At 42.5% G+C, this 21,791-nt stretch carries 18 protein-coding genes, 5 tRNA genes and 1 pseudogene; 18 read left to right on the forward strand and 6 right to left on the reverse strand.

What is annotated here, in order from left to right; genetic code table 11:
- The 6 genes from E0H88_RS14870 (at window position 1) to E0H88_RS14895 (ending at window position 1,107) form a co-directional block, all read left to right on the forward strand.
- Window positions 1–76 (forward strand) — tRNA-Val (locus tag E0H88_RS14870).
- Window positions 77–89: 13 nt separating this feature from the next.
- Window positions 90–166 (forward strand) — tRNA-Asp (locus E0H88_RS14875).
- Window positions 167–197: 31 nt separating this feature from the next.
- Window positions 198–273 (forward strand) — tRNA-Val (locus E0H88_RS14880).
- 58 nt (window positions 274–331) lie between these two features.
- Window positions 332–408 (forward strand) — tRNA-Asp (locus tag E0H88_RS14885).
- A gap of 87 nt (window positions 409–495) precedes the next feature.
- Window positions 496–571, forward strand: a tRNA-Val gene (locus E0H88_RS14890).
- 74 nt (window positions 572–645) lie between these two features.
- A complete protein-coding gene (locus E0H88_RS14895; protein ID WP_092818778.1) occupies window positions 646–1,107 on the forward strand; it encodes a DUF2750 domain-containing protein in 462 nt (153 codons plus the stop codon).
- 2 nt (window positions 1,108–1,109) lie between these two features.
- On the opposite strand, the gene E0H88_RS14900 is transcribed toward E0H88_RS14895, so the two are convergent.
- The 4 genes from E0H88_RS14900 to yccS all read right to left on the reverse strand — a co-directional run bounded on the left by E0H88_RS14900 (window position 1,110) and on the right by yccS (window position 7,622).
- Complete coding sequence (locus E0H88_RS14900; protein ID WP_131274830.1) at window positions 1,110–1,892, reverse strand: YdcF family protein; 783 nt, start codon at window positions 1,890–1,892, stop codon at window positions 1,110–1,112.
- Window positions 1,893–1,996: 104 nt separating this feature from the next.
- The gene (locus tag E0H88_RS14905; protein WP_131274832.1) at window positions 1,997–4,633 is read right to left on the reverse strand and encodes a PepSY domain-containing protein; all 2,637 of its coding nucleotides are present in this window, start codon (window positions 4,631–4,633) and stop codon (window positions 1,997–1,999) included.
- Between the two features lie 168 nt (window positions 4,634–4,801).
- Window positions 4,802–5,362, reverse strand: coding sequence for a YcxB family protein (locus E0H88_RS14910; protein WP_131274834.1), 561 nt, complete (start codon window positions 5,360–5,362; stop codon window positions 4,802–4,804).
- Between the two features lie 85 nt (window positions 5,363–5,447).
- On the reverse strand, window positions 5,448–7,622 hold the full coding sequence (yccS, locus tag E0H88_RS14915) for a YccS family putative transporter (RefSeq protein ID WP_131274836.1): 2,175 nt from the start codon (window positions 7,620–7,622) through the stop codon (window positions 5,448–5,450).
- A gap of 135 nt (window positions 7,623–7,757) precedes the next feature.
- Here yccS and E0H88_RS14920 point away from each other — a divergent pair, with 135 nt between their 5' ends.
- Complete coding sequence (locus tag E0H88_RS14920) at window positions 7,758–8,975, forward strand: multidrug effflux MFS transporter (protein ID WP_131274839.1); 1,218 nt, start codon at window positions 7,758–7,760, stop codon at window positions 8,973–8,975.
- A 123-nt stretch (window positions 8,976–9,098) separates the two neighbouring features.
- Here E0H88_RS14920 and E0H88_RS14925 read toward each other — a convergent pair.
- Window positions 9,099–9,233: pseudogene (locus tag E0H88_RS14925) on the reverse strand (nitroreductase family protein); the annotation flags it as partial.
- Window positions 9,234–9,628: 395 nt separating this feature from the next.
- Here E0H88_RS14925 and E0H88_RS14930 point away from each other — a divergent pair.
- The 8 genes from E0H88_RS14930 (at window position 9,629) to E0H88_RS14965 (ending at window position 17,219) form a co-directional block, all read left to right on the forward strand.
- On the forward strand, window positions 9,629–10,933 hold the full coding sequence (locus E0H88_RS14930; protein ID WP_131274841.1) for a DcaP family trimeric outer membrane transporter: 1,305 nt from the start codon (window positions 9,629–9,631) through the stop codon (window positions 10,931–10,933).
- Window positions 10,934–11,254: 321 nt separating this feature from the next.
- Complete coding sequence (locus tag E0H88_RS14935; RefSeq protein ID WP_131274843.1) at window positions 11,255–12,247, forward strand: patatin-like phospholipase family protein; 993 nt, start codon at window positions 11,255–11,257, stop codon at window positions 12,245–12,247.
- Window positions 12,248–12,565: 318 nt separating this feature from the next.
- Window positions 12,566–12,763 carry a hypothetical protein gene (locus E0H88_RS14940; RefSeq protein ID WP_092818770.1) on the forward strand — a complete coding sequence of 66 codons (198 nt, stop codon included), beginning with the start codon at window positions 12,566–12,568 and terminating at the stop codon, window positions 12,761–12,763.
- Window positions 12,764–13,130: 367 nt separating this feature from the next.
- A complete protein-coding gene (locus E0H88_RS14945; RefSeq protein WP_092818769.1) occupies window positions 13,131–13,652 on the forward strand; it encodes an acyl-CoA thioesterase in 522 nt (173 codons plus the stop codon).
- Window positions 13,653–13,782: 130 nt separating this feature from the next.
- Window positions 13,783–14,346 (forward strand): TetR/AcrR family transcriptional regulator, encoded by a 564-nt coding sequence (locus E0H88_RS14950; RefSeq protein WP_131274845.1) that lies wholly within the window; start codon window positions 13,783–13,785, stop codon window positions 14,344–14,346.
- Window positions 14,347–14,373: 27 nt separating this feature from the next.
- Window positions 14,374–15,567, forward strand: coding sequence for an MFS transporter (locus E0H88_RS14955; RefSeq protein ID WP_131274847.1), 1,194 nt, complete (start codon window positions 14,374–14,376; stop codon window positions 15,565–15,567).
- A 13-nt stretch (window positions 15,568–15,580) separates the two neighbouring features.
- On the forward strand, window positions 15,581–16,474 hold the full coding sequence (locus tag E0H88_RS14960; RefSeq protein WP_131274849.1) for a LysR substrate-binding domain-containing protein: 894 nt from the start codon (window positions 15,581–15,583) through the stop codon (window positions 16,472–16,474).
- A 145-nt stretch (window positions 16,475–16,619) separates the two neighbouring features.
- Complete coding sequence (locus E0H88_RS14965; protein WP_131274859.1) at window positions 16,620–17,219, forward strand: glutathione S-transferase family protein; 600 nt, start codon at window positions 16,620–16,622, stop codon at window positions 17,217–17,219.
- Window positions 17,220–17,796: 577 nt separating this feature from the next.
- Here E0H88_RS14965 and E0H88_RS14970 read toward each other — a convergent pair.
- Window positions 17,797–19,404, reverse strand: coding sequence for a bifunctional 3-(3-hydroxy-phenyl)propionate/3-hydroxycinnamic acid hydroxylase (locus E0H88_RS14970; protein WP_131274851.1), 1,608 nt, complete (start codon window positions 19,402–19,404; stop codon window positions 17,797–17,799).
- A gap of 472 nt (window positions 19,405–19,876) precedes the next feature.
- Between E0H88_RS14970 and E0H88_RS14975 the strand changes: the two genes are divergently transcribed.
- The 3 genes from E0H88_RS14975 to E0H88_RS14985 form a co-directional block, all read left to right on the forward strand.
- Window positions 19,877–20,887 (forward strand): CobW family GTP-binding protein, encoded by a 1,011-nt coding sequence (locus tag E0H88_RS14975; protein ID WP_131274853.1) that lies wholly within the window; start codon window positions 19,877–19,879, stop codon window positions 20,885–20,887.
- Between the two features lie 62 nt (window positions 20,888–20,949).
- Window positions 20,950–21,480: a YaeQ family protein gene (locus E0H88_RS14980; RefSeq protein WP_131274855.1), complete on the forward strand. Its 531-nt coding sequence runs from the start codon at window positions 20,950–20,952 to the stop codon at window positions 21,478–21,480.
- Between the two features lie 89 nt (window positions 21,481–21,569).
- A partial coding sequence (locus E0H88_RS14985) for an MgtC/SapB family protein (RefSeq protein WP_131274857.1) occupies window positions 21,570–21,791 on the forward strand: 222 nt, incomplete at its 3' end.

Here is a 21,791-nt window from a genome sequence, read left to right on the forward strand (position 1 = left end):
GGGCGCTTAGCTCAGTTGGTAGAGCGTCTGCCTTACAAGCAGAATGTCGGCGGTTCGATCCCGTCAGCGCCCACCAGATTTTTTGCGATGCAGCGGTAGTTCAGTTGGTTAGAATACCGGCCTGTCACGCCGGGGGTCGCGGGTTCGAGTCCCGTCCGCTGCGCCATCCTTAGAATCAAAATTGCAAGACCCTTTAAGGGCGCTTAGCTCAGTTGGTAGAGCGTCTGCCTTACAAGCAGAATGTCGGCGGTTCGATCCCGTCAGCGCCCACCATATCTTTTAAAGATTTTTTCTTTTTCAGATATAGCTACTTAGAAATAAGTATCGTGATGCAGCGGTAGTTCAGTTGGTTAGAATACCGGCCTGTCACGCCGGGGGTCGCGGGTTCGAGTCCCGTCCGCTGCGCCATTTTCTAGATTCCTTGACTAGGAAATGTTATTCAAGCAAGATTTCTTCTTGCGTCATAAAAATAGCAGTGCTATTTTTATTCCTCAAGGGCGCTTAGCTCAGTTGGTAGAGCGTCTGCCTTACAAGCAGAATGTCGGCGGTTCGATCCCGTCAGCGCCCACCACATATTCTCCTTGATCAAATTCTATTTTTCTCCTAAAATCTTTAGTTAATAATAATTTTAACTATTGAAAAATCATGAGAAATCCATACCAACGCAAGGCTGCGTCCAAAAACCAAAATAATAGCTATAACGCGCAAGAGATTTACAAACAATTTGTTGAAACGATTGTAGGCCAAGGTTATGTTCATGCCCTGTATGAAGATGGCTGGGCATTATGTGCAACGCCTACCGGTCAGCGTGCATTTGCCATCTGGCAAAGCAAAGGCTTGGCAAAATTGCTGGTGAAAGACAATTGGGCAAATTATCACGTTGAGGATATTTCACTTAAAGATTTTGTTGAAAAAGTCATTCCTTTTTTACGTCAGGAAAGTACCTGTGTATCGATGGATTTAACGCCGGAAGGGCAAAATGTGCTGGTGGCGCCTGAAAAATTATTATTGGATATTAAAAATTATCTGTATCAGATTTACCTGCAAAAACCTGAATTGTTTAAAGATGAAAAACTGCCTTTACCCCGTAGCATTCGTTTGAACTGATTTTAATATTCCTGTAAAAACCAGCCACTGATAAAGGCAAAATATTCGCGTAACCAGGAGTTATAGCGAATATAGAGCGGGGTTGGGGCATTGAGAGTAATAATCTGTTGGTAACCTTGATGTTTTGCAATGGCTTTGGCACGTAAAATATGAAAGTCACTGGTGACAATGACAACAGGCTGCTTTAGAGAAATATGCTGCTGTGCCAGCAAAGGCTGCACATTACGCAGATTTTCTGCAGTACTGGTACTTTTAGCTTCTAATAGAATACGTGATGGGTCAATATGATGCTGTTGCTGCAGATATTCAGACATCACGGTTGCTTCAGAAATCTGTTCTTTAAATCCCAGACCTCCGGTCACGACCAGCAGGGCTTCCGGGTAACGTTTGGCATAAGCAGCTCCAACGTCCAAACGCTGCTTTAAGGTGGGAGAGGGTCGGCCATTTTCAATGCCGCTGCCCAGTATAATCACGGCAGAAGCGGGCTGAACAGCATTGGACTGCTGAATGCTATATTGTAGATAACTGAAAAATATCACTAATGTGCTGATCCAGAGAAAAAATCCCGCCCATGCGTAGCGCCATAAGGTCTGTCTTAACGGGGTGAGCTGAATAAAGTTGTGGATCCGGTTAAAAAACAGGGCATAGAGCATCAGTCCTGTACCGATGATCAATGGAAGAATAATGCCGAGATGAATTTTATCCAGTGACAGTAACCATAAGCTATCGAGAGTCAATAGACTGCCAATGATAAAACTCAGGCGACGTTTGATACTGCTGGACATAGAATGACTCTGGGCGAATGTTGTTGCTAGTTTAAACAAATTGGATACTTTAAGTATAAAAAAACCGGGTTCTGAGACCCGGTTTTTTTTATTGACTTCAATGATTAGTAGACATCACGGCGATAACGTCCATCCTGACGTAGCTGATCAATTACAGCTTCACCCAGAATGTCGGTTAAGGCCTGATCGACATCGCTGGCCATACCGTTGATGCTACCGCAAACGTAAATCACTGCACCCTTGTCAAGCCATGCTTTTAGCTCTTGTGCCTGTTCACGCAATTTATGATGCACATAGACTTTTTCAGCCTGATCACGCGAGAAGGCCAAATCCAGGCGTTGCAGCATGCCAGTCGTTTGCCAGGCTTCAATTGTGCTTTGATAGAAGAAGTCATGTTCACGCTGGCGTTCACCAAAGATTAGCCAGTTTTGCGTATAGTCCTGACGGGTACGTGCATGTAACAAGCTCATTAAGCCTGCCAGACCGGTACCGTTACCAATACAAATGATAGGACGGTTGTCATCAATCAGGTGGAAAGCTTCATTGTTACGGATACGCAGCGCAATCTCGCTATTTAATGGGGCATGCAGAGTCAGCCAGCCTGAACCCAGACCCAATTGACCTTGAGCATTGGACTGTTGGCGCACCACTAAACGCAGAACTTGTTGTGAAGGAATGCTGGCAATGGAATATTCACGTGAAGGCAGCGTTGGAAGTTGCTCCAGTAAATGATCCATATTGGCAAAAGGTTCAACTTCAACGGTTAAATCTTTATTCCATAAGGCCTGTTCAATATTGATCTTTAACGAATCTACAGGGGTATTCGGCTGAATTTGATGCTGCTGCATAAACAGGGCAATACGTTCAGCACTGTTACCGGGTTGAATCTCGGCGATATCACCGGCTTGCCAGCTCACTTCATGATCCGGCTTTAACTCGATATTAAAGGCCGGTGCACCGAGGCTGTTCGGGTTGAGCAGATCACGTTGGGTTAAGGTCCAGCGATCGAAAGTTTTTTCGATATTCATGGCTTGTAACTCAAGCTGAGTCACGTTTGCTAAAGCGCTATTCCACGTTTGAATCTGCTCTTGATTGGCATTATCCACTTCAATGATATTAAACAGCTGCTGGGCACCATTCTGTTTTAACCAGTCATCAATTGCATGACCGAAATGACAGAAAGTGTCGGCATATTCACGGGAACCCAAGGCCAATACTGCATAGTGCAGATGGCTTAAATCAGTTTGCTTGCTCAGTATTTTTTTGACAAAGCCCGAGGCTAAATCAGGTGCTTCACCGGTACCGTAAGTACTGGCCACAAATAAAACCTGTTCGGTATTTCTTAAATCATCCAGACTTAAATGTTGTACAGATTTCACGCTGGCAGGTTGATGCGCCTGTTGCAGGCTGGTGGCAGTACGCCATGCCAGCTGTTCTGCCATTCCGGTTTGTGAGGCATAGACAATCAGCCAGGGTTTTGCATTGGCATCAATATTGACTGCGGTTAAGCCCTGACGTGCAGCTTGAGTCTGTTTCTTCTGTTTGCGACGTTTCAGATAAAGCATCCAGCCAGTGACAAAGAACAATGGCATACTCAGAGCAGCCAGCATGGCCAGGAACTGGTAAACCGGACCAAAGAAGCTACCCCGGTGTACCGGCAGCATGCTGCTCATGATTTTTTCGTTGAGTTTTTTGTCTTCGTAAAGTTCCATCTCTTTGATGGTAGATGCTTGATAGTCAAATGTGGCTTTGTTGCGTGCGCGTTCATGCTGGGGAATGGCATCGACAAAGCTAATTTCAAGTTCACCATTGGCTTTTTTCGGGATATTCAGGGTAATGCTTGAATAATCGCGGCCTACTTGAGCATTAAAGCCGTTCCAGCTTTGGCTAAGAGCCAGATTGATCTGTTCCGGGCTTAAGCCTTTTTTCTCGCGTTTTTCACCGCGCTGAGGTTCACCGGCTTTTTCAGGGTTGCCTGTAGCTGCATTACGCATTGCTTCATTTGGACCCTCACGGTTGCTGCGAGCTTCACCACCTTTTGGCGCTTCAGCTTCACCCTTGGCTTGCGGCTGTTCAACACCCATCACGGTATACAAGCCGCTACGCCACCAGCCATAAGACCAGGTTAGGCCGGTACATGCGATAATCAGGAAGAAAATCACCACCCAGGTACCCACCACAGCATGTAAGTCCCAAAGGAAATTACGACCTTTCAATTGTGGCTTGAGCATGAACCACTGTTTAAAAGAATGCTTTTTCGGCCAGCGCAGATATAAACCACTGAGTACAAAAAAGATCAGCATGAGGGTACAGGCCCCGGTGATCTGCTTGCCGACCGGCCCGATGGTTAAATTGCGATGCAACTGCTCGATAAACTTGAAAAATTCTCGTCCTTTAATCTCCGGTAACACTTCGGCTGTATAAGGATTAATCATCATGGTATAGCCCTTGCGTGCACCTTCCTTGACAATATTAATGCTTGAAGATGCGGTCGGGTCTTTGGCCACGGTGATGCTGTTAATTTTCATGTCCGGATCAGTTTTTTGAAAATGCTGATACAGTTCGGCAGGGGTTAATTTATCTTGTTTTTCAACCTGGACGGTATAGCTAGCCGGATTGAGCCATTTCTGGATGGGCTGTTCATATGAATAAATGGCACCGGTCACTCCCATAAGGGAGAGGATTAACCCGGCAGTAATACCAAGAAACCAGTGAATCTGGAAAAAGATTTTTTTTAACATAGCCGAAAAAAGAGGGTGAGAAACGGAATTAAACTGAATTATAACTGAACTTTGCCAAAATGATATCGATTTTGTAGGTAATATTTATTCTCATTATCATTTAATTTTGTCGGAATTAAAAACCCCCAGTCTGGAGGTTTTTATTTAAGGGTCTAGCTAGAGTTCGCGTTAAATCTGTTTTGCTTCGCCCACACTTTCAGTCAGGTGCTTGCGAATGGTATTGAAAGAAAAATTCTTGGAATCCATACGCTTTGGCAAGATATAGGCACCTTGCTGACCTTTGACCTTGAAGTTAATCAACATGAAGTCCGGGGTATTGTACCACTCATAAATATCTTTCCAGCCAATTGCACCGACACCTTCCTGTGCACCCATTTGCTGGCGCATCACGATACCGTGAGGCTGTACGCCCAAACGGATGCCTTTAATTTCCTGCACCGGAAATTCATTCATCTTGCGTTTTACATACCATTCCAGACCGAATTTACGGATGAGGAAATATGCAAGCACACAGACCAAAGCCACCCAGCAGAAAATAGTGGAATAGTTTTTCAGCAAGATGATCCCGACAATGGAAAGTAGGGTCACAGCTGCCATGATGATCCAGGCTTTGGTGCCGATTTTATTGGTGCTACGCCAGATGGCAAGTTGAGCTTGACGTTGTTCAGCCTCGGAAATTTCATAGTTCACAGGCTGCAGGGTATAAGCGTATAAATTTTTCGCGGTCATAATAAAAATAACAAATTTAGAACTGTAAAAAGTTTAGCATTATTTATACCAATTCAGTGAGTATATTGTTCCAAAATCATCCTATTTATAATGAGGCGAGTTCGGTGGCTTTTTCATCACGGTCATGGCTCAAGCTTTGCTTTAAACGACTGAGTTGATTCAGAATACTGAGCATCAACGATAATTGCTGCAAAACAATCAGCGCTTTTTGATCATCTTCATTATTTTGGCTTAAGCGTTGGCGTATGGTATTCAGCATATTCTGTGCCGTCAGGTCAGGTACTTCATCATTTAACAGTGCCCCACGAATATCCTCTAAAGCCTTGTTCAATAACTGTAGAACTTCCTGATCTGCAATTTTTTCACGATGTGCGCCCAGTGCAGCAATATAGCTGAGCAGGGTGTGATTCAAGCACAAGAATTCAAAGGCCTGGCTTTTTTGCGTCGGATCAAAATCAGGTTCTGTGGCGAGGGTGGAAATCAGTGAGGCCACATCTGCATCGTTATTATGTGCAGCACGACGCACCACACGATATTTCAAACCGTTATTACGCCCATTTTTGTACTGTTCAATGACTTCGGCCAAATATTCACATTGAGCGGTGAGTGAGCGTCGGATTGTGCGGGGTAAACGACGGAATTTCCAGTCCGGAAAGATAAAACTCACCCCAAACCAGGCCAAGGCACAGCCAATCAAGGTATCAATCATGCGCGGAAGGGCTGCGGCAAAACCCATTCCATCGAGGTTAAAATTGATTAACGCCAAAATGGTGATAAAAGCGGTGGCCTGGGCATATTGCTTACTGCGTAATTCAAAGAACAGTACCCCGCTTAAAATCAGCAGCAATAATTGACCTTCAATCGAAGGAATAAAATACAAAATGGCATAGCCGAGAATAATGCCGACCAAGGTACCCACAATCCGTAGGCGCAGGCGGCGTTTGGTGGCGTTAAAGTTGGGCTGGCTGACAAAAAGAGCGGTCAGTAAAATCCAGTAGCCATATTCAATATTGGTCACCTGAACAAAAATATAGCCAATAAGCAAGACGATGGACACACGAATTGCATGTCTAAACAGCACCGACTCTGGGGTTAAATGCTGCTTGATCCGAATCACAATATCATCCCAGCCTTTTAAATCATCATCTTTCAGCTGGTTTTCAATATGCTTGCTTTTATCGAACTTGATATGCCGTTCTGTTTCTACGTTGCGAAGTTGCGCATCAATCGACTTTAAGTTTTGATACAGGGAAAATAAGGCATTGACCCAAACCTGATCGTATTGCTGTTCGGTGCGCAATTTCTCAAGAGACAGCTTTAAATTGGCAAAAGCATGTTTAAAGCGTTTGTTATGCTGATAGGTTTCACGATTTAAAATACTGGAACTCAAGTCTTTACAGGCTTTGCCCTGAATCGAGAGAATGCGTTGAAAGCGAAATAAAATGTCACTATGTTCAAAAATCTTGACCAGTTTTTGATAATCAATATGCGCTGAATCTGCACGTTCATGAATATCCTGAGCCACAAAATAGTATTGCAGGCTGCGACGGGTATCTTTTTGTCCACGGTCGCCTTTTAAACGGGTTAACAGCGCCGTTTTCATCTCGTTGAAAATACCGACCAGCTTGCCATTTTCCAAAGACAGCTCAATCATGCTTTGCTGATAACTGTCTGGTGTCATGTCGACATCAAACAGGTTCGATTTGGCAAACAGGAAGTCACCCAGTGATGAGTAGCATTGGGACAGTTTGTCCTGAACCTGGCGAACCGGAAATAACAGAAAACTGATGGTGGAAAGCAGACCATACCACATCGCACCGGCAACCAGCAGTCCAGCCTGCATATACCATTGATCAAACAGTCCAACGCCGAGCATCGAATAGACCGAAATGACCAGACAGCCATAGGAAATGGTCGCATAACGGCGTCCTAATGAGCCGAGCAGAATCCAGCCAATGCAGGACACAATCAGCCCTATGGCAAACAAAACAGGATAAGGAAATAAAAAATAAATCGAGGCGGCAGTAATAAAGAAGCCGATGTAAGTATAAATCAGGTTCATGATCCGCACTGAAAAGCGGTCATCAATATCGCTTAAACCGGCAGCAACCACGCCTAAGGTCAGCGGAATGGTGGCTAACTGCTGTCCCATAACATAAGGCACAAAGGCGGTACCTGCAAATGCAATAATCATGCGCAGGTTATACATAAATGTCGTGTTGTAAGTCGCTTGTTTAAGACGCGTAAGCCAAGATTTCAAGTTATGTCCTAATCACTAAAGGAGGTATGCCTCAGGAAGTGAAATTATGTGAAATTTCACTCTCAATCCTTAAAATAATACTATGTACAGTGTAAGCTTGTCTTTAAAGCGCCCATTTAAAAATTGAATATAGATATGTCTGTACAGCAATCTACACGGCAGTATTCCACAACATGGATTATGCTGCTGGCATTATTGACCTCACTAGGTCCACTTTCTATTGATATGTACTTGCCAGCCTTGCCGCAAATGGCACAGGATTTTGGCGTCAGTACGCAAATGGTGGCCAATACTTTACCAGCTTATTTTTTGGGACTGGCTTTAGGACAGCTGATCTATGGTCCTTTAAGCGACCGGATTGGGCGCAAAACGCCACTGTATTTTGGTTTAACCCTGTATGTGGTTGCAAGCCTGCTGTGTATTTTTGCCGTCAACGAATGGAGCTTAATTGCTGCACGGATTTTACAGGCGGTCGGGGGCTGTGTAGGAGTCGTCATTGCCCGGGCTGCCATTCGTGACCGTCTGGATATGCAGGCATCTGCACAGGCCTTTGCCAGCATGATGATTGTGATGGGGATTGCGCCGGTTATCGCACCCAGTTTAGGGGCAGTGGTATTGAAGTTCTTTGCCTGGCAGGCAGTTTTTGGGTTTCTGATGCTGATCGGGTTGATCTGTTTAGTCTGTGTACACTTTTTCTTTAAAGAAAGTCTGCCGGCTGAACGCCGTTTAAAGCTGAACGTCGCCCAGATTATCCAGCTGTACGGCAGTATTTTTAAAGACCCGAGTTTTAAATGGCCAATGCTGGCCGGCTGTTTTTCTGGCGGCATTTTATTCTGTTATATCAGTTCATCTGCTGCTGTATTGATGGATGATTATGGATTAACGCAACAGCAATTTGCTTATGCCTTTGGCCTGAATGCTTTTGGTATCATGTTGCTATCCACCCTAAATAAAAAGCTTGGCCATCAATTTTCAGTTCTGAACCGACTGAAAATAGGGAGCGTCATTCAGTTGCTTGGAGCCTCGATTTTATTCAGCGCAGGCTTAATTGGGCATAGCCCATTATGGGTGGTATTGATTGGCATGTTCTGGGCAGTGGCAGGAATTGGTTTTACCGGACCGAATGCGATGGCTTTAGCCATGGCGGAACAGGGTGCGCAAGCGGGAACAGCCAGTGCCATTATGGGGAGTATGCAGTTTGCCTGTGGTTTGCTCGGCGGCGTGATTTTGAATTTCCTGGTTTGGAATTCTCTGCTCAATATGGGAGTGCTGATGCTGATCTTCGTGGGCGTTACTTTGCTTTGTATTCTGCAACTCAGCAGACAATTGCAGAATAGACGTTTAAATACCTAAAACCAATATATAAAAAGAGACCTTTAAGCTTATTCGTGCTAAAGGTCTGTTTGAATTAAAACTGTTTATTTGTCCATAAACGCGGCGATATCCATTTTTCTGGGCATCTTCAGGAAAAGGTTTTCCTGAAGGTGCCCGGCTTGCTACGGTTAAAATATCTTTAATGATTTGCGGATCAACCGTCCGGCTCAAAAAAGCCCGTACTGAATGGCGAGAAGTAATGGCATCATTCACATGCTGAGCAAGTTGCAAATTCATAAAAAATTCTTTTGAAATGAGTTTTTTAGTGCGGTTTTAGTTTATACATTAGTCGAATGTCTGCTTGTTCAGCTTGAGGTGGAATTTTTCTAAGTCTAAGAATATTCACATTATTTTTTTATTACATCTAAAAATAAGATTATTTTTCAGTCAATGTTCGGGAAAACTGATTTTAATAAAAGCTGAAAATTGCTAGATTTGCCATGACAGGTAAGTTTTTACATGTTGCAATTTTATAATATTTTTAAGTTTTTTTACTGTACTCATAAGCTGAAAATGCGATGGTTTTTTAAGCTTTTTAATTTTTTGAAGGAAAATTTTTCATAGATTTATTAGGTTTTTAAAAATCACAAAATGCATGGATGCGAATATTTAACAAATCGGAGATTTTAAGAATGAGTCAATTACGTAACGGTAAATTTATGGCTAAAGGTTTGGCATTGGCAGTTACAGCGGTAATGGCAAGCACTACCTATGCAGGCACAGCTGAACAGAAACAGATTCAGGACTTACGTAAAGAAGTAGAAGCATTAAAATCTTTAATTCAACAACAACAGCAAGTACAACAACAGCAACAAACCCAAATTGAGCAGGTAAAAGCCCAGCCTGTACAACTTGCTGCTGCACCTGCAGCAAAACCTGAATCAATCACAGGCTTTAAAACTAAAGCGGGCGCCAGTGTAAACCTATACGGTTTTGTTCGTGGTGATGCCAACTATATTATTGAAGGTGCAGATAACGATTTTAACTCTGCTCACACGAGTAAGGGTGAAGCACAAGACAAATTACGTGCGACAGCAAAAACGACTCGTTTAGGCTTAGATTTTAATACACCTGTGGGTGATGCAAAAGTCGGTGGTAAGGTAGAAGTTGACTTTGCCAGTGCAACTGAAAACTTGCGTATCCGTCATGCTTATTTAACCTATAACGACTGGTTATTCGGTCAAACGACTTCGAACTTCCTGTCAAGTCATGCGCCAGAAATGATTGACTTTAATACAAATATTGGTGGCGGTACAACGCGTGTTCCACAAGTTCGTTACAACTTCAAACTTGCCCCTACAACTCAATTGTTTGTTTCTGCTGAAAAAGGTGATAGTAAATTTACTCAATTGGATGCTACAACTGCTAAACCTGTAGATTCAACAACTAAATATAGCATACCTAGCTTAACTGCTAAATTGGTTCAAGGTTTTGCCGATGGTAAAGGAAATGCATCTGCCCGTGCTTTAGTGGAAAATTATAAATCTGCAGACGATAGTGCAGTGGCTTGGGGCTTGGCAGCTGGTGCTTCTTATGCAGTGACTGAGCAGTTAAAGTTAAATGGTGATGTTTCGTATTCTCAGGGCAATAGCAATTATTTATATGGTGCTAATTCAGCTTATGTGCTTGATGGTAATAATATTGAGCAAAATGAATTTACTGCTGCCCAAGTCGGTGCAACCTATAAAATTTCACCTAAATTACGTTCGACTTTAGCCTATGGCGCTTTGTTTGCAGATGATGGCACTAAATATGCTAAATCTGCATTGACTACAAATGCGAATGAAAAAGTACAACAAGCGTGGATTAACTTTATCTATTCTCCAGCAGCTCCAATTGATTTAGGTGTGGAATATATCAATGGTAAGCGTGAAACTTTTGCTGGCGAGTCATATAAAGATAACCGTGTCGGTTTGATGGCTAAATATAATTTCTAATTCAAAACGTAGAATAGAAAAAGAGGCGACTGGTTCGCCTCTTTTTTTATTTGAAAAATTATTTTTAATCTCCAGTTTATATTCAGGTAATCTAATTTATATGATCGTTATCCGTCCTGACCCTACAGGTAAAATCTGGTTATGAAAAAAAAGCTCAAAAGGTGAGATAATATAAAGATAAGATGGCAAATGTATGAATAAGGTTTTTTAAAAAGCTGAAATAGCGTGATCATCACATTACGAATTACTACAGTTTTTCAAAGATCCAGTTCTTAAACTATCTGCTTTTTGCGAACAGCTTTATTTATCTTTAGGTGGTTCATGCGCAATATCAAATTTAGTTTTATTGTTTTGGCAGTATTGGGATTGGGCGGATGTCAAACGGTTGCCCAATCTAAGCTTACTGTTGGTTCGACAGGACTATCTGAGCCACCTGCTGCAGATGCTCAAGTCCGGGCAGAGCGTATTAATTTTAAAAAAATCAAACAGCAGGAAAACCGTCCTATTGTTGCCTTGGTACTGGGCAGTGGTGGTGCTCGTGGCTATGCTCATATCGGGGTCATTCAGGTACTGGAAAAGCAGGGTATACACCCGGATCTGATTGTAGGCACCAGTGCGGGCAGTATTGTGGGTTCCATTTATGCCAGTGGCAAAACGGCAGAAGAACTGCGTGATATTGCTTTAAGCATGAAAGCCAACGATGTGCGTGATATCAAGCTGGATATGAAAGGCTTTTTTGACGGTCAGAAGGTTGAAAATTATGTGAATCAGCAAGTCAACAATACGCCTCTGGAGTCGCTAAGAATCCCGATGTACGTGGTCGCAACGGAATTGAAAGAAGGCAAAAAAGTCGTCTTTAACTATGGCAATACCGGGCAGGCGGTACGTGCTTCCGTGTCTATTCCAAGCATGTTTATTCCTACCCGAATTGGGACGGATGAATATGTGGATGGCGGTCTGGTGAGTCCGGTGCCTGTAGGCGTGGCACGTGATTTGGGTGCGGATATTATTATTGCCGTGGATATTCTTGCACAACCCATGCATACCGAAACCACGAATGTGTGGGGAATGTTCAATCAGAATATCAATATTATGCAGAGCCGTTTAGCTGAAGAAGAGTTAAAGCATGCAGATATTGTGATTCAGCCGGATTTAAGGGAAAAAGGGCATATATTTGATGTGAAAGGCCGAGCAATGACCATGCAAGCCGGTGTGGATGCAGCACAAAATCAATTAAATACCATTACCACCTTGTTGAAACAGAAGCATTATCCATTCGGCCATAGCATTCAACAATTAAGTGCACAAGATTAGGCACTTCAATCAATGGCAATGATGAAATTGAATTTCTAAAGGTCTCAGATTCATCATTGCACTGCTGTTATGTTTTAGTCTGTTTTCACATGGGTTTTGATGAATTCTTCCTTAAAACTCATGAAATTCTATTATAAAGACAAACTAATTAATTGAAATTATTCAATAAAATAAACTAAGTGACTAAAGCTTTCATACGATATGAGTTTTATATTAATGTTTTTTGTTCAATGATTTAAGTTTACCGGTAAATAAAAACGCTCTACACTGGATGTTGTCGAAATAGTCATAAAAACATATTTTTGTAAGGATGATTAAATGCAGAGCAACAGTATGAAAATAGAAAAGTTTACCCTAGGCCAAAAAGTCAAAATGGCAAGTATGGGAAATCTGGTATTTACCGTCATTGCAGAAAACACCGATGGTACCTATTGTATTGAGACTCAAATCGACCAGCAAAATGTGTTGAGCTACGGCAATATCTCTAAAGAAATGCTGCGTGATGTCACTGCTTGATCTTATCTGAATGCATTTATTGAATCTGTCTGAGATTACAGGTTAACAATGGCAGCTATGCTCAAATGGATTAAACTTTTGTTTTATCCTTGCCTATTCAGACCATGACCACAATATATGTATTTAAAATACCTGGCCATATTTTTGTAATCTAATTTTTAGAACAAATATTCTATTAAAATCAGTCTATAAGAAAAATGCTTATATGTCAGTGATTTGATCATTTTGATATATATTTTTTTGAATGATGGCAAAATTACTATAAATAATAATGATGGGTTTATTGGCAATTTCGACATTTTATTGCCCAGAAAAACGATATAATCTTTCCTTATACTATTGTCTGTAAAAGAATCTAGAGAACGCGATGTCCCCATTAGATCAAATTGCTCCAGCATTAGATGATCAGTCTGAACTAACCATGACAGTTTTAATGACTCCTGATATGGCAAATTTTTCAGGAAATGTGCATGGTGGAACAATTTTAAAATTACTGGATCAGGTTGCATACGCATGTGCTAGCCGTTATTCAGGCAGTTATGTGGTGACTTTATCGGTGGATAAAGTAAATTTTAAAGAACCGATTCATGTTGGTGAACTCGTGACTTTTCTTGCCAGTGTCAACCATGTCGGTCGTACCTCAATGGAAATCGGGATTCGTGTTGAAGCGCAGAACATTCAAAAACGTACCGTACGTCATACCAATAGTTGTTATTTCACCATGGTCGCCGTGGATGAAAATGGTAAACCGAAACAGATTCCGCCATTAAATCTGGACAATGACTGGAAACGTTGCCGTTTTGAGGCGGCTGAACATCGTAAAGTGGCGCGCTTGCAAGAAAGCCATCATCCTTCATGCAGTATTTATAAAAAAACCTCGCAATGCTAATGGGTATTGAATGAAAAGGGCCGCTTTGAAGCGGTCCTTTTTTTGATTTTAAAGAAAAGATCAGCCCTATACAGAAAGCAAAAATTAGCCTAATATAAAACGATACGTATCGTTTCGTTTTTGGTGGCGAATGACTGAGCTAGAAAAAACTTCGCGTCGTAAGCAATGTATTTTGAATGCGGTGACTGCTGCATTGGAACAAGATGATTACAGTCGTTTAACCGTAGAAGACATTGCCGCACGAGCCGGGGTAGGCAAGTCGACCATTTATCGCTGGTGGAAGCATAAATCTGATCTGGTCTTTGATGCCTTTAAGGAGCATACCGCTTCGGTGTTTGATCTGGACTTCGAGCAGAGTCTGGAATTCAATCTGAACCAGCAGCTTTTAAAATTGTCCCTCGCGCTAAATCATCCTTTGGGACGGGCCTTGCTGGTGGTCATGGCCGAGCATCGTGAAGCAGCCGGTGAGTTTTTTAGGCTGTATTTATTACCGCGTCGTGAGCAGACACGCAAGCTGATTCAACTCGCCATAGAGCGTAATGAAATTATTGCAAATTACCCGTTTGAACTGATGCTGGATACGCTGTATGGGCCGATTCATTATCAGATTATTTTCTTTAACTGCATGCCGGATGAAACTTACATACATAATCTTGTAAGTCTGGTGATGCAGCCTGTTCTGGTTCGAAAGTAGCAATAAGCTACCGCTAAGTTGGTCATTATGTCTGCGACAAACCCTGGGCGTTTATGGAATCGCTCGTTTATCCTGTGTCTATGCAATAACCTGTTTTTATTTACCTATTATTATGCCTTATTGACCATTCTGCCAATTTACATCATGAAGGATTTAGGCGGGACGGTGAAGGAAGCAGGCTTGGCACTGACCTTGTTTCTGGCATCTTCCATTGCAGTCCGGCCATTTTCCGGACTGATTGTGGAAAAATTAGGTAAAAAAATCGCCTTTCGCGGTTCAGAATTGCTGTTTGTTGTTTTTGCCTTGAGTTATCTGTTTGCCGACAGCATGTGGGCCTTATTGCTGATTCGTTTTATTCACGGCATCTGGTTTAGTGTATTAACCACGGTAACCGTGCCCATAGCGAATGATTTTATTCCAGATCACCGTAAGGGTGAGGGCATGGGTTATTTCGTCATGTCGACCAATCTTGCCGTGGTATTTGGGCCTTTAATCGCGTTAACTGTACTGCAATTTACTGATTTTAAAATGCTATTTGCGCTGTTAACTGCGGTGATCGGTTTGGGTTTTATCTTTTGTTTAATGATTCCGGTACAACAGCAAGACAAGGTTGCTTTCACGGCTGAGACTAAAGACAAAACGCGTCTGGGGTGGCATGACATTATTGAAACACGTGCCATACCGATTGGTTTTGTTGCCTTGCTGACCGCATTTGCTTATTCCAGCATTATGAGTTTCATTACCGCTTATAGTGAATCTAAAGATCTGCTGGCATATACCAGCCTGTTTTTTATTGTCTTTGCCATTTCCATGATTGTGGTGCGGCCGTGGGTGGGCAAAATTTATGACCGTAAAGGTGCCAGTGCTGTCATTTATCCTTCATTTATTTTCTTTGCCATCGGCCTGGTCGTGGTCAGTTTTATCTCCAATCAATGGCTGCTCTGGTTATCTGCTATATTTATTGGCATTGGTTATGGCTCACTCTTTCCATGTTTTCAAACCATAGCCATCCAGTCTGTCGCCAAACAGCGTATGGGGCATGCCATTTCCACCTTCTTCACCCTGTTCGATTTGGGCATGGCCATCGGTTCAGTCATTTTAGGATTGATGATTGCCTATTATGGTTATCAACTGAGTTATTTATTTTGTGCTGTAATTACTGTGCTGACTTTATTTGTTTATAAATACACAGTTTCGGCATCACTGAAGCAACCTAAATAAAGAGGTCCGGCACGTGGAATTACGTCATTTACGTTATTTTGTTGCAGTTGCACAAGAACTGAATTTTACCAAGGCCGCACAGCGCATGTGTACGGTGCAGCCTTCTTTAAGCCAGCAAATTAAAGACCTGGAACAAGAAGTCGGGGTGCAATTGCTGGTTCGATCGAACCGTAAAGTTGAACTGACAGCAGAAGGCAAAGCATTTTTAAAAGAGGCCGTATTAAGCCTGGAACATGCTGAAAAAGCGATTCAGGATGCGCGGAAAATTGCCAACCTGAGCAAAGACCAGCTGAATATTGGCTTTGTGCCGGTAGCGGAAATGAAAATTTTTCCCTATATCATGCCGAACATCCGGGCGCATTTCCCCGACATTAAAATCAACTTTCATAGCCTGACCGATGCCGATCAGTTTAAAGCCTTAAAAAAAGGCGACATTGATATTGCCTTTACCCGTTATATCGATGCATCGGATGAACTGGAGCACGTGCAGATTTTTAGTGAACCGCTGGCTTTAATCGTGCCGAAGGATTCACCGATTGCCGAGCAGCGTCATGTTAGTATCAAGAGTTTTAATCATCAGGATTTTGTGATTAGCGATGAAGGTGCCTCACCGCAGTTGTATAAAATTATTACCGATTTCTTTAAACAATCTAAACTGGATGTCAACGTCGTCCAGCATTCCACCAACATTCTGTTAAATGTCAATCTGGTCGGCATGGGCGTGGGCTGGAGTCTGGTACCGGCTTATGTGATCCCGCTCCTGGGCGATAAAATTATCGTCAAAAATACCATTGAACCTTTACCGATGATTGACCTGTATGCCAGTTATCCTAAAGGACAAAAAAATGAGCTGATTGAACTGATTTTAAAAATTTTAAAAGAGCAGTTTTATATGGGTTTCTTTTAAAAATAAATGTTTGATGTCACACGGTGCTTTTAAAGCGATGAAAAGCATCGTTACTGGATGAATGTGTCACATAATCAGCATCAACAGGTGATGAAACCGTTTTATACTCAAAAACTAAAATAACAATAGGGAACGAATTAAAATGATGAAGCTGTATAACAATGCCCAGTCGCGTGGCATGACACTGCTACCTTTATTGAAAGAGCTGGGCATAGAAGACCAGATTGAACAGATCGAGGTGCCCTATGAAAACATGCATCAGGCAGAATATACGAGTATTAATCCCATGGGGAAAGTTCCCTGTCTGGTCGATCAGGGCGTGGTGATTTCCGAAGTCGCAGCCATATTTACTTATCTGGCGGACAAATATATGGAAAAGGGGTTGGCTCCGGCACTGGATGATCCCAAGCGTGGTGCCTATCTGAAATGGATGTTCTTTGCCCATGGACCTTTGACTGAATATATGGATTTAAAAGGGCTTAATGTGCCCGATGAGCAAATTGAGCAAAGAAAACGGAGCCTGACTTTTGGTCATGAAGAGAGCGTATTTGCATTTCTAAAAAAGGGTATGCAAGAAGCAAATCCATATTTGCTGGGTGATAAAATTTCAGCAGCAGATCTATTTCTGGGCTATTGGTTGATTTTTGCTATCTCTCTCAAAATATTGCCTTATCTGGATGAGTTCAAACCGTTTATTCAGCTTCTGGCCCAGCGTGATTCAATGAAAGGTGTACCATGCTTGTAGAAAATCAATGATTAATATTTTTTGCTGTTAATTTTTAATTGAAATTGCTAAATATATTAAAGTGATTGAGCTGATTTTGAAGAGTTAAAGGAATAGATTTATTTGGAAGTTCTCTTGAATAGATCTCTTGCATAAATCAAAAAATGTTCAATATTGGATTTTGTTAATCAGCACAGCCTCATTTGATTGATTTAATTTTTTTACCTTCTCGTAGGCAATCTCTCTACTTTTGAAAGGTCAAAATGAGGATCTCAAAATATATTGTGAGTCTGCAGGAAAAATCTTTTATTTAACATATACGACCTCCTGAGCCAGTTTTAAGCACTGCTTTAAAATGCAGCGCAAGGGATGGGAAACGTGTGGCATCCATGCCACACTCATGAATCTGATATTGACTAAAATCTATTTTCAATTTTGGTTTTACGAACAATTTTTAGTTTCTAAAATGATGGATGGAAGAAGTCTAATAATTGACCTTAAATTTAAAGATTTATATGACTGAAAAATAAAAAAAGACCACGCTTTTGCGTGGTCAGGCCTCTGAATAGTATTCAGTGAATGTATTGTTATATCGCCATTATTTTACATGCAGCTTTTTGAACAACTGCTGGCTCACGTGATCCAGGGTTTGTGGAATCGCAAGCGCTGCCACAAAACGGTCAGGGCGCAGAATCACCACCGATTCCGAGGTTTTACCAAACCAGCTGCGAATATCGGTTCCGATATCGCCAATGGTAATCACGCCGTCAAACTGCTTGCGCTTTTCATTGCCAAACTGAACTTCGGGAATCACCTGAATAAATTTGACGCCTAATTTCTTCCAGAATTGCATGGTGGCATGCGAGATGCCCCATTGAGGATCGACGCCCCAGGCAATAATGGCGAAATCGTTGCCAATCACATCATCCAGTAAAACTGTTTCACCCGACTCAAGTTTCACTTGCGGCTGAATAAACATCTTGCCGACTGGTGATTCCTTTTTGCCATCTGCAAGCAATGCACCATCATGATATTTCGGCATTGGTTTAAAACGCATTTCAAGCAAATACTGTTTAATCGGCTTGATGTAATTCAATGCGTAGGCAATACCGTCACGCACGAAACCTTGCCATTTTTTCGGTGGCGCAAGCACGTGACCTGCCATCACAGAAAGGTCAATCATGGCTTTGGCATGGTCTTTACGTTCAATTTGGTAAGAATCCAGCAGGTCTGGAGTAGCCTTGCCCTGAATCACCAATGCCATTTTCCAGGCCAGGTTAAAGGCATCACGCATACCGCTGTTATAACCCTGACCTTGCCATACCGGCATAATGTGTGCAGCATCACCGGCAAGCAAAATGCGGTCAACACGGAACTTATCGGCAATACGCGCATTGTGGGTGTAGACACGCTGGCGGATTACTTCGATATTTTCGGCATTTGGCAATACTTTAGACAGCAATTTGGCGATGTTTTCCGGTTTGCTCAGTTCTTCCTGAGTTTCACCTGGCATCACCATAAATTCGAAACGACGGATACCGTGAGGCAGGGCAGCCGAAACATAGGGACGAACCGGGTCACAGCACAGGTAAATATGTGGTGTTGCCAACGGATCATTTTCAATATCAATCACAATCCATTGGTTTGGTGCGGTTTTACCGTCAAAGCCAATATTCAATGTACGGCGTACAATCGAGTTACCACCATCACAAGCAATTAAATACTGTGCCTGAACAGTTTCCTGTTCACCGGCTTTGTTCTGGATGTTCAGGGTAACCCCTTTGGCATCCTGCTTGAATTCCACCAGGTGACGAGAGAACAGTACCTGGGTCTTATCGTACTGGCTTAAGCCTTGCAGTAAAACATTGTCGACTTGCGGCTGAATAAACGCATTACGGCGTGAGAAACCAAATTCGCGGGTCAGCGGTTGAATGTCTGCAAAGCAGCGACCTTTAGGCGTCAAGAAACGCATGGCATGATTAGGTGTAGTATGAGGTAATACCTGATTCACTAGGCCAAGTGACTGAATGGTACGTAATGCTTCATCATCAATACCAATCGCACGCGGGTAATCGATCAAGCTGTCCAGTTGCTCGATGACAGTGACCTTTACGCCTTGCTTGCTTAAATAGTTAGCAATTGTTAAGCCTACAGGGCCGGCACCTAAAATCGCCACTTCGGTCGAATAATTTAATTTATCGCTCATGTGCAAACATCCAATACTTCGCATATGGGGCTATTAACGGTGAAGTAGAGCTGTCAAACAAGCTATGCCATAGTAGATATATTGAATGATAACAAAACAACAGGAAATGTATTTATTGCTTAAATTATTGAAAATAAATGATTATATTTATTATTTACTATATGTTTTTAGCGTTTGATGATCATTTTTTTCTATCATTGATGAATTTTGGCTAAAAAATATAAAAGCTGAATTATTAACATCATACCGCTTTTTGATTTCATCCTGCTTTGCATGTAACAGCATGAAGTGAATGATTTACAGTGCATTTTCAAAAACGTAAAAAAATAAAAATTGAATGATGAGGGATTCAAAATAAACAAGATGCTTTACTATGCAATACGGAAAAACGAAAGTGAGCATCATCATGATCATGATGGGTGAGTTGTGCTCACTGATGAACTGATGATATCTATCTGAAAGCGAGTTAATTTTGAAACTGATTTCTCCCACTCAAGCGGTACCTACGCATATTATTTCCGGTTTTTTAGGGGCAGGAAAAACCACTTTGCTTCAACATTTGCTCAGCCAGAAGCCGGAAAATGAGGTCTGGGCGGTGTTGATGAACGAGTTTGGGCAAATTGGGGTCGATCAGCAGATGTTGCCGCAAACCCAAGGCTATGAAGTGAAAGAGCTGTTGGGTGGGTGTCTGTGCTGTAGCAGCCAGTTGCCGATGCAGATCGCCTTGTCACGGTTATTGTCAGAAAGCAAACCGGACCGGTTATTTATTGAACCTACCGGGCTGGGACATCCTGCGCAATTGCTGGAACAGCTGACCGAACCGCACTGGCAGCCCAGTATTGCCATGCAGGCGCTGGTGACCGTGGTGGATGGCTCACGCTTGCATGATTTAGACTGGACCAAGCAGAATTTATATGCCGACCAGTTAAAAGCTGCACAAATCATTGTGGTGTCCCATGCGGATACTATGGACTTTGCCGATGATCAGGCTTTGGAGGCACTCCAAAGTGAATATCAGGCCTATCAGCAAACCTGGCTGATGAGTGGGCAGGAACACATTTTACTTCAGCAAATTGACCTGCCTTATGTGGGAACCCAACGTAAAATTCAGCCTTTACTGAAAATCCAAAAAACATTTTCAGCTGGACAGTCTCTATCAGAAATTAAACAGTTGCCTTATCACTATGTTGAAACGGCACAAGACTATAGTGTCGCGGGGTGGAAATTGCCCAAGCGCTGCCAATTCGATTTTTATGCCTTGCTGGATCTGCTCTGTGAACAGCAAGGGTGGCTGCGGATTAAAGGGATTTTCAATACCGACCAGGGCTGGAAAAGCTTCAATTTTAACCCCGAGCAGTTTAACTATCAGTCTGTCGAAGAAAGCATTGATAACCGTATTGAAATTATTGTGCAGCAGCCGCGTGACTGGCAGGTATTTGAACAGCAACTCTTTCAATGCCAGATCAATCCGGATCAGGATTAAAAACATTTCAGCAAAATAGCTGCAAATCTTATATGCTAAGCGCCAAATTTGAGGACTCTTTTATGGCGCTGAAAGCAACAATTTATAAGGCAGATTTGAATATTGCCAATATGGATGACCATCAATACGGTGATTACCAGCTCACCATGGCTTTGCATCCCTCTGAAACCATTGAACGTTTGATGGTACGTATTTTGGCTTATGCCCGTTTTGCCGACGAAAGCCTGGAATTTACCAAAGATCTGTTTGAAACCGATGAACCGGCGTTGTGGCAAAAAGACCTGACCGGTCAGCTGATTAAATGGATTGAAGTGGGCAGTCCGGATGAAGACAAGGTGAAAAAGGCCAGTGCGCGTTGCAAGCAGGTGGCGGTGGTCAGTTATGGTTCAGCTGTGGATGAATGGTACAAGCGCAACAGCAAATTAAAAACCTTAAGCAATGTAGAAGTGTGGAAACTTTCTAGCGCAACTACAGAGGCATTGCCACAATTGTGCGAGCGCACCATGCAGTTACAGCTAAATGTCATGGATGGCGAATGGACCCTGATTGGCGATCATGCCCAGGTTGTCGTGGAATGGGAACAGTTACAATAAGGAAAACTAAGGATGCAAGTCTAGGCTTGTATCCTCACCAAAAAATTGCGTATACCTGAAAACAATAAAAATGAATAAAGGGAAAATATATGCATCCGGATCTGTATCGTTTGCTGATTGCCCTGGGCATTGGAGCAATTATTGGCGCAGAGCGTGAATATCGCAGCAAATCGGCCGGCCTTCGAACCATGATTATGGTCAGTCTGAGTTCCTGCCTGTTTACCATTATGTCTTTAAAGATTGGGGTGGATAGCCATGACCGGATTGCAGCCAATATTCTGACCGGGCTGGGCTTTGTCGGGGCGGGGGGG

It is taken from the genome of Acinetobacter sp. ANC 4216 (assembly GCF_004331195.1).
GTDB lineage: Bacteria > Pseudomonadota > Gammaproteobacteria > Pseudomonadales > Moraxellaceae > Acinetobacter > Acinetobacter kookii.